Origin of the sequence: Vibrio nigripulchritudo ATCC 27043, assembly GCF_000222685.1 — a bacterium.
GTDB lineage: Bacteria > Pseudomonadota > Gammaproteobacteria > Enterobacterales > Vibrionaceae > Vibrio > Vibrio nigripulchritudo.
The window spans coordinates 24,540-33,544 of record NZ_AFWJ01000275.1; the positions used below are offsets into that span (position 1 = coordinate 24,540).

General features: G+C 49.0%; 5 protein-coding genes and 1 pseudogene. 4 read left to right on the plus strand and 2 right to left on the minus strand.

Annotated features, from left to right (window positions below):
• The first annotated feature begins 4 nt into the window (after nucleotides 1-4).
• Genes RH89_RS20235 through RH89_RS20245 form a run of 3 tightly spaced genes read left to right on the plus strand, consistent with a single transcriptional unit; the run spans nucleotide 5 to nucleotide 4,337 of the window.
• Nucleotides 5-1,618, plus strand: coding sequence for an ABC transporter substrate-binding protein (locus tag RH89_RS20235; RefSeq protein WP_004405926.1), 1,614 nt, complete (start codon nucleotides 5-7; stop codon nucleotides 1,616-1,618).
• Nucleotides 1,608-2,555 (plus strand): acetamidase/formamidase family protein, encoded by a 948-nt coding sequence (locus tag RH89_RS20240; RefSeq protein ID WP_004405928.1) that lies wholly within the window; start codon nucleotides 1,608-1,610, stop codon nucleotides 2,553-2,555. Before RH89_RS20235 ends, RH89_RS20240 begins: the two co-directional genes overlap by 11 nt.
• Before the next feature lie 42 nt (nucleotides 2,556-2,597).
• A complete protein-coding gene (locus RH89_RS20245) occupies nucleotides 2,598-4,337 on the plus strand; it encodes an ABC transporter ATP-binding protein (RefSeq protein ID WP_004405929.1) in 1,740 nt (579 codons plus the stop codon).
• 7 nt (nucleotides 4,338-4,344) lie between these two features.
• Here RH89_RS20245 and RH89_RS28860 read toward each other — a convergent pair whose 3' ends face one another.
• Nucleotides 4,345-5,919 carry a S1/P1 nuclease gene (locus RH89_RS28860; protein WP_004405931.1) on the minus strand — a complete coding sequence of 525 codons (1,575 nt, stop codon included), beginning with the start codon at nucleotides 5,917-5,919 and terminating at the stop codon, nucleotides 4,345-4,347.
• Between the two features lie 260 nt (nucleotides 5,920-6,179).
• Complete coding sequence (locus RH89_RS20255; RefSeq protein WP_004405932.1) at nucleotides 6,180-7,886, minus strand: phospho-sugar mutase; 1,707 nt, start codon at nucleotides 7,884-7,886, stop codon at nucleotides 6,180-6,182.
• Between the two features lie 483 nt (nucleotides 7,887-8,369).
• Here RH89_RS20255 and coxB point away from each other — a divergent pair.
• A pseudogene (gene coxB, locus RH89_RS20265) lies at nucleotides 8,370-9,005 on the plus strand (cytochrome c oxidase subunit II); the annotation flags it as partial.

Sequence of the window (9,005 nt, forward strand, 5' to 3'; positions counted from 1 at the left end):
TGTGATGAAAAAGTTAGCAGTAGCGACAGCGCTGTCTTGCGTGATGGCGTCGCCTCTCGCAATGGCAGACATCAAGCAGGGTGGCAGTATGATTGTCACGTACAAGGATGATGTTTCAACGCTAGACCCCGCCATAGGGTACGACTGGCAAAACTGGTCGATGATCAAAAGCCTGTTTGATGGCTTGATGGATTACAAACCGGGAACAACCGAGCTGGTGCCAGATCTGGCAGAAAGCTACACCATTTCCGAAGATGGTAAAACTTACACCTTCAAGCTCAAGAAAGGAATCAAATTTCACAACGGCAGAGAAGTCAAAGCCGCCGATATAAAATACTCCATAGAGCGAACCGTCAACCCTGCCACACAAAGCCCGGGCGCAGGATTCTTTGGCTCGCTGGAAGGGTTCGATGCTTTTAACAGCGGTCAGTCAAAAGGATTAGCCAGCATTAAAGCAGTCGATGACTACACGGTGAGTTTCCAGTTGTCTCGCCCGGACGCCACCTTCTTACATGTATTAGCGATCAACTTTGCGTTTGTGGTTCCGAAAGAATCGGTTGAGAAATGGGGTGCAGATTTTGGTAAACACCCGGTCGGAACGGGCGCATTTAAGCTGGGCGAGTGGAAACTCGGTCAACAACTGACGTTTGTCCGAAATTCGGATTACAACAAACCCGGATTGCCTTATCTGGATGAGATCCGTTTTGAAGTCGGGCAGGAACCTGTTGTTGCCTTGCTGAGGTTAGAGAAAGGCGAAGTCGATATCGCAGGTGACGGTATTCCGCCAGCTAAGTTCCTGCAAATGAAGAACAGCCCACAATACAAACCGCTGATTATCGCCGGTGATCAGCTACACACTGGCTACATCACCATGAACGTAAAGATGAAACCCTTTGATAACGTCAAGGTGCGTCAGGCGGTGAACATGGCGATCAATAAACGTCGTATCGTCCAGATCATCAATGGTCGTGCTACTCCAGCCAACCAGCCTTTGCCGCCAGCCATGCCAGGTTATTCCCAAAGTTATAAGGGCTACGCCTACGATCCGGATGGTGCCAAAAAGCTGCTGGCTGATGCGGGGCTGGGAGACGGATTTACCACTGAACTTTATGTCGCCAATACCGATCCTCAACCAAGAATTGCCCAGGCTATTCAGCAGGATCTCGCCAAAATTGGTGTGAAAACAGAAATCAAAGCTCTGGCGCAAGCCAATGTGATTGCGGCTGGGGGGGCGGCTGACCAAGCACCAATGATCTGGTCGGGCGGCATGGCTTGGATTGCTGACTTCCCGGATCCTTCAAACTTCTATGGCCCTATTCTGGGTTGTGGCGGTGCGGTTGATGGGGGATGGAACTGGTCATGGTACTGCAATCAAAGCCTCGATGATCGCGCAGCCAAAGCAGATGCTATGGTATCTGAAAGCCAGCAGTCTGCCCGTATGAAAGAGTGGGAAAGCATTTATGTGGATCTGATGGCAGATGCTCCCTGGGTTCCTGTTTTCAATGAACGCCGTTTTACCATTCGTTCAGAACGCTTAGGTGGTGATACCAGTATCTTCGTCGATCCTGTACACATCCCGGTTAACTACGAAAATGTGTGGGTGAAAGATGTGCAATAACTCATTGATAAAAACCATCCACAGTGTGCACCACCACCATGGATGGAATAACGCCATCGAACCTGCTTTTCGCGTGGGTCGAGGTTCAACGCTGGAGTTCGAGTGCCTCGACAGCTCCGGCGGTCAACTGACACGGGCATCCACTGTGGGTGATATTGCCGGGCTGGATTTCGGCAAAATCAACCCAGTGACGGGTCCTATCTATGTCGAAGGGGCAAAACCTGGTGATGTTTTAAAACTCACCATCCACGAATTCAAACCTAGTGGATTTGGCTGGACTGCCAATATCCCAGGGTTTGGTCTGCTTGCGGATCAGTTTGAAGCCCCGGCATTGAATCTTTGGTCTTACGATTCTGCGACTCTGGCTCCTGCTGCGTTTAGCACTATGGCAAAAGTGCCACTGAAGCCTTTCGCCGGAACCATTGGCGTTGCTCCTGCTGCCAGTGGCGATCACTCTGTAGTCCCGCCAAGGCGTATTGGTGGAAACATGGACATTCGCGACTTATCGGCAGGGACAACGCTGTATATCCCTATTGAGGTCGAAGGTGCCTTGCTTTCCATCGGTGATACCCATGCCGCTCAGGGGGATGGGGAGGTTTGCGGAACAGCGATTGAAAGTCCGATGAATGTGGTGGTTGAGCTGGACGTTGTAGACAATCTGAAAATACAGACGCCGTATTTCACGACAACGGGTCCCGTGACCCGTCATCTCGATAGCAAAGGCTATCAGGTGACGACTGGTGTGGAACCCGACCTCATGGCAGGTGCAAGAAGTGCAGTGAGTCAGATGATTGACCTGCTTTGTGCTCAGCACCATATGTCGCCGGAAGAAGCCTACATGCTTTGCTCAGTGTGTGGTGACTTGCGGATCAGCGAAATCGTGGATATACCAAACTGGCTGGTCTCTTTTTACATGCCAAACGTGGTGTTTGAATAAGGTCTATGGATCTTGTTCAGCTGGAAATACAAGGAAGGGGAAATGGATAAGGCATTATTGTCAGTGGAAAACCTGTCTATTGCGATTGCAGCAGGTCAACACCTGAACCGAGTGGTGGATGATCTTTCGTTTTCAATCGATGCGGGCGAAACCGTGTGTATTGCAGGTGAATCTGGCAGTGGTAAGTCCTTATCCAGCACCGCCATCATGGGGCTGCTTCCTCCGGTAGCTAAAGTCTTGGGCGGGGAGATCTGGTTTGAACAACGCGACTTACTGGCTTTCTCTGAGAAGGAGATGCAAGCCATTCGTGGTGACGACATTGCGATGATTTTTCAGGAGCCAATGACCTCCTTAAATCCACTCATGACCGCCGGGCAGCAATTGTGTGAAGCAATACGAGCGCACAGAGAAGTCGATACAGCAGGTGCCAGAAATATGGCGATCAGCATGCTGGATGCGGTGAAAGTCCCTCACGCTCAAAAACGCTTTGGTCAGTACCCCCATGAGATGTCTGGCGGTATGTTGCAACGCATCATGATTGCCATGGCGTTAGTGTGTCGCCCTAAAATACTGATTGCCGATGAGCCGACCACAGCTCTGGATGTGACCATTCAGGCTCAGATTCTGACTCTGTTGAATGAGTTGAAAAACGACTTTGATACGGGTGTCTTGATGATCACTCACGATATGGGAGTGGTGGCTGAAATGGCCGACAAAGTCGTGGTGATGAATCAGGGCATTGTGGAAGAGCAATCCGATGTGCGAAGTATTTTTCTTGCGCCATCCAGCAACTACACCCGCGACTTGCTGGCGGCTGTACCTAAGCTTGGGCACGCCAAACCAGCCGACACGGTGGAACCTGCTTCTCCATTGTTAGAAGTGAAAAACCTGTGTGTGCGTTTTCCCGTGCCGTCCGTCTGGTGGCAAAAAAACAAACTCGAAGTGCGCGCGGTCGAGAATGTGTCGTTCTCGATTCAACCTGGTGAAACTTTGGGGCTGGTCGGGGAAAGTGGTTGTGGAAAATCAACCACAGGCAAAGCGCTAATGAATATGCTGCCATTTGTGGGTAGCGCAAACCTGAATGGAAACGAATTGAACGGGTTAGCGGGTCAGGATTTAAGAGCGATTCGAAAAGACATTCAGATGGTGTTTCAGGATCCATACAGTTCACTGAACCCGAGAAAAACCATCAGACAGCTATTAAGCGAGCCATTGTTGATTCATGGTATCTGCCAGCCTGACGAGGTGGGGCGTTACGTCGCCCAACTTTTAGAGCAGGTCGATATGCTGCCGAATCACATGCATCGCTATCCGCACCAGTTTTCCGGTGGTCAGCGACAGCGTATTGCGATTGCCAGAGCCATCGCCTCTCAACCTAAATTAATCATTGCTGATGAGTCGGTATCAGCGCTCGATGTTTCGGTGCAGGCGCAGGTGCTCGAATTGCTGGAAAGGCTGCAAAAGGAAACGGGCGTCAGCTACCTGTTTATCTCTCACGATATGGCGGTGGTCGAGCAAGTCTCTCATCGTGTTGCCGTGATGCATGGTGGGCGAATTGTGGAGATGGGACCAAGAGACGAAGTGCTTAGCTCGCCGCGACACAGCTACACCCAAAGACTGATGCAGGCTGTGCCAATAGCGGATGTGAACGTGAAACGCGATCTGACTTCGGTTTTGTCCCAACACAAGATGCCCGATCCAATTCGCGAAACCTCCGTCGTAGATGAAGCTTTACATTATGAGCAGGTCGGCAACGGGCATATTGTTGCGATGAATTATTAGAACCCCTTTAACACCTGTCACCCCAGATGGCGTCAGCATAGCTGGGAACATCAATGAATGGATTTCGGTTGCCTTGCAGTTCAAAGATGCGCTCGTTTCGTCTTCGTTCCCAGTCTGATGGCTGATCGTTCAGGTGCCATTCCAACAGCGTACAAAGGTGTCCAAATTTTGGTTTTTTAGCCGCTGTAGAACCTCGATGTAAGGTTAAGTCTGGAGTGCCGCCAGTATTGCCATCATAAGCAACCGCCATGTAGAAAATCATTCTGGCAACGTCGCCTTTGACCGCTTCTGGTGGTTCAAATGAGTTGTTATCGGCGTGCGCTCCCAATACTTCTCCATGATCCTGTCCGCCATCATCAAACAGCTTGGAGCCGCGTGAGGAGTTCACAGTGACATCGGCTGGCCTTAAGTGGTGAAGGTCGGTGTACGCCGCCTGCCCCTTGGATGGAAAACCACGTGATTTTGCCCAGACATGCTCTCTGTTCCAGTGGTCGTTGTTTCTGCCACCTTTATATTTGGACGTTTTGCTCTGTGAGCGCTGAGTGTACAGAAGAATCACGTTATCGGTGTTGAACGGGTCTTCATCTGTGTAGTCGAGAGCTTTATACACTTGCTTGTAAGTGAGTTTTTCATGATCTCTAATGATCAGGTTAAGTGCTTGATGAAGCTCTGCCCCGGTTTTTCCCTGCGCGTCTGCGTAGTAACTTCCACCCATCAATTCAACCGAATCGACGTCGTTCTTATCGTCAGGTTGAGCTTCTGAAACTGGGCTTGCAGCTAAAATACCATCCAGCATAATTGCCAGCCGATAACCTGCCTGCTGGATTCTGTTTTTCAGAATAGGTTGATATTTGTCTTCAAATTCTGCAGAAATGACGCCATCTTCGGGCAATTCCTGATAAATCTGCTGAGTGATTTGGTAAGACTCGTTTGCCCAGTCCAGCGTATTGGAACTCTCCCATGCCTGAGTGTCGATAGCGACCAAGTCTTTGTAGAGATCTTCCCCGTATTCCAGCCAGGTCATATCCGACTCATCAATCAACTTGCTGTCAAAGAAACGGTGGAGATTGGAGCTTTTACCATCATGGGTAATATTGACTTTATTACCGCCTAAATCTTCAGCGTAGGAGACGTGCAAGGGTTGGTGAACATCGCCGACAAAATGCCCTAAAAACATCAGAGCTTTGGTCTTGTCATTGAAATACAGAGGGTTACCACTCGGTTTGCCAGCCAGAATATTCTTGTATTCTTCAATTGCAGAAACCACGCAGCCTTTATCGTCACAGCGTTGCGTGAGCTCCACATTCTGAGCTCCTTTTTTTACATTGATGTAGTGATGGGGTTTCGCGCGATCAAATTCTGGGTTGCTTTTAACTTCATCCGCCCAAACACACGCTTCGGCAAAGGTAGGGTATCGAGTGTCTTTCAGCAGGGCTGCGACCTGATCCTGAGATTTTGCCGACATGGCTCGCCATGCGACGTCACAGACTACCTGATGCCCATATTGACCAAATGCAAATGAGGTAGAAGAGGTTAACAGGCATCCTGCCAATGCAATGAAGGTGATTCCTTTATTGTTCATAGCTATCTATCCAGTTTGTTGATATTGACGTGTTGTTCGACTTATCAACAAAGAGTTTAGAAGCGGATTATTACGTGTCTGTTTGACTATTAAGACAGCTGCATATTCTTGGCAGGAACCAAAAGAAATGTGGTGTGTTGTTTCATTGTTAATACAAAAATCTGGCAGCAACAGACAGAAAAAAGCCCTCCATAGGAGGGCATCAATCATCGCTATATATCAGGGATTATTTATGTATATGTTCCCCTGATTTATTTTAATTATTGCAGAGAATGCTGATGTTCGCTGATAAGCATATCAATTTTTTCTTCTGCTCGGTTTAGTGCCTGAGCATAGCTTTCTTCAGCAGCAAATGGTTCCACCACTTCGTAGTAGCATTTCAGTTTTGGTTCGGTGCCTGACGGACGAACCACGACGCGAGAACCGTTGCTCAGATGGTAGATAAGCACATCACTAACTGGGAAGTTCAGCGCTTTTTCGCTGCCATCTTCAAATGTCTGCTTAGACAGTTTGAAGTCTTCAACACTGGCAATCGTCTGACCCGCAATGGTGGTTGGCGGGTTCGCGCGAAGAGTATCACCAATAGGTGGCGCAGACGGATCAAGCGCAATGCTGTGTTGGGCGTTAACGACCATGCCGTGCTGACGGTAAATTTCTTCTAGCTGGTCCCAAACGGTTTTACCTTGTGCTTTTAGCGCTGCTGCCAGTTGAGCAAACGCTACCAGTGCTGTTAAGCCATCTTTATCCCAGACAAGCGTCCCGACTGTGTAACCCAGCGCTTCTTCATACGCGAACAGGAACTGCTTGTCTTGCGTTTGCTCTTTCATCGCAACATTAGTCAGCCATTTAAAGCCTGTCAGGGTTTTGTAGAACGTACCACCTGCGGCTTCCGCCACTTCTGCCAGCAAGCTGGATGATACGATAGTTGCACCGACCAGTTTCTGGTTGTCATTGGCCTGATTAAGCAGGTAGTGACCGAACAATACTCCCACCTGGTCGCCAGTCAGCATTTTGTACTCGCCGTCTGCCTGGCGTGCAGCAACCGCAAAGCGGTCTGCATCCGGGTCGTTAGCACAAGCAAGCTCAGCATTGTGCTGCTTAGCTTCTGCGATAACCAAATCCATCGCCCCTTTCTCTTCCGGGTTAGGGAAGTTCACAGTAGGGAAGGTGCCATCCGGTTCGCGTTGTGCCGCCACGCTATGAACCTGAGTGAAACCCGCATCAGCCAGAAGGGTCTCAGCCATGTTGGCTCCAACACCATGCATTGCCGTGTAGGCCAGTGAAAGGTTTTCAGGCTGCTGCTTGTTTTGCAGAAGAGGGCTGGAATTCGCTGTGCTGCGATATGTTTGGTAGTAGTCTTCTTTCAGCCAAACCAGTAAGCCTTTTTCTTCAGCTTCTTCAAGTGGCATCAGGTTAAGATCTTTCGCTGCCGCGTCGTCAATTTCTGCTGCAATACCAGAATCGTGCGGTGGGATAATTTGCGCACCGTTTTCCCAGTACACTTTAAAACCGTTGTATTCCGGTGGGTTGTGGCTTGCCGTTACGACAACTGCCGCAGCAGTGCCAAGATGCAGAACGCCAAACGCTACGATTGGAGTCGCCGCGACATCGTGAGTCAGATAGACCTTAATGCCCTGTGCGGTAAGAGCTGAAGCGGTGTCATGCGCGAATTGCTTGGAGTCTGGGCGACCATCGTAGCCGATTACCACCCCTTTTGATGCCGCGTTTTGTTGCGATTTCAACAGGTATTGCCCAAGACCAGTGGCAGTTTCCTGAATTACCAGGCGGTTCATGCGGTTTGGACCTGCACCTACAACGCCGCGTAAGCCAGCGGTTCCAAATTCCAGACGACCTTTAAAGCGATCCGCCAGTTCTTCGTCGTGATTACCGCTTTGAAGGGCATTCAGCTCTTCGCGAGTGCGAGGGTCAGGATCTCTTTCCAGCCATCTTGTTATCAAGTCATTCATAGTCTTGTCCTGTTAGAAATGCTTTCAGCCTAAATTAATGTATATCCAATGTCGTTCACACCTTTTTTTGTGGATTAGATCTCACAATGTGGTCGCAATCGATAAAATCGACTCTCCTCATTTTTACCGCATGATTGCAGTTTCAAGTATAGGAAAGCAGTGACATAGGAATGACCCATTTGGCGATCAAAGTCTAATTCCAAAACGTGCGATGTTGCTTAATTCTTGAACAATTGTCGTTAAGAATCTAGGGTTATTAACAAAGCCATAACAAATAGTTAGCAACTTGGAAATAATTTCAAAGTTCTATGGCGTGCTTTCCATCACAGTCCTGTGAGGAAATGCGAAGTGGATCACTGCCTATAAAAACACAAACGGAATTGGGCGGAGATCTGATACTTGCCAGTAACGCGTTGCGCTACCAAACGCGTGAAACGGCAGGTGGAAAAACAGAGGAGAAATCTTTTGAAAAGATTAACGTCTTTGTGTTTGTGGGGAGCGCTAACCCCGTCGGTGGCATGGTCTGGAAGCCAATACAATATGACTCGGGGTGTAACCCGTATTAGTGAGCAGGTTTATGACCTGCATATGCTGATCTTTTACATCTGTGTTGTTATCGCTGTCGTGGTTTTCGGTGTCATGTTTTATGCCATCTTTAAACACCGCAAATCTCAGGGAGCGGTTGCGGCCAACTTCCATGAGAGCACCAAAGTGGAAATTATCTGGACGGTGATTCCCATTTTAATCCTTGTTGCTATGGCTGTGCCTGCAACCACCACGCTGATTGAAATGGAAGACACCAGCCAGTCCGATCTCACGGTCAAAATCACGGGATCTCAGTGGAAATGGCATTACAGCTATTTCGGCGAGGATGTCGAATTTTTCAGCCTTCTTGCAACCTCTTCCAAGCAGATAGAGGGTGACGAGGTAAAAGGTGCCAATTACCTTCTTGAAGTCGATAACCCTCTGGTTCTGCCAATCAATCGCAAAGTCAGATTCCTACTGACGTCAGACGACGTTATCCATTCATGGTGGGTGCCAGATTTTGCCGTCAAGAAAGACACCATTCCCGGATTTATTAACGTAAGCCTGGACCCGTATTGACGAACCCGGAGTTTA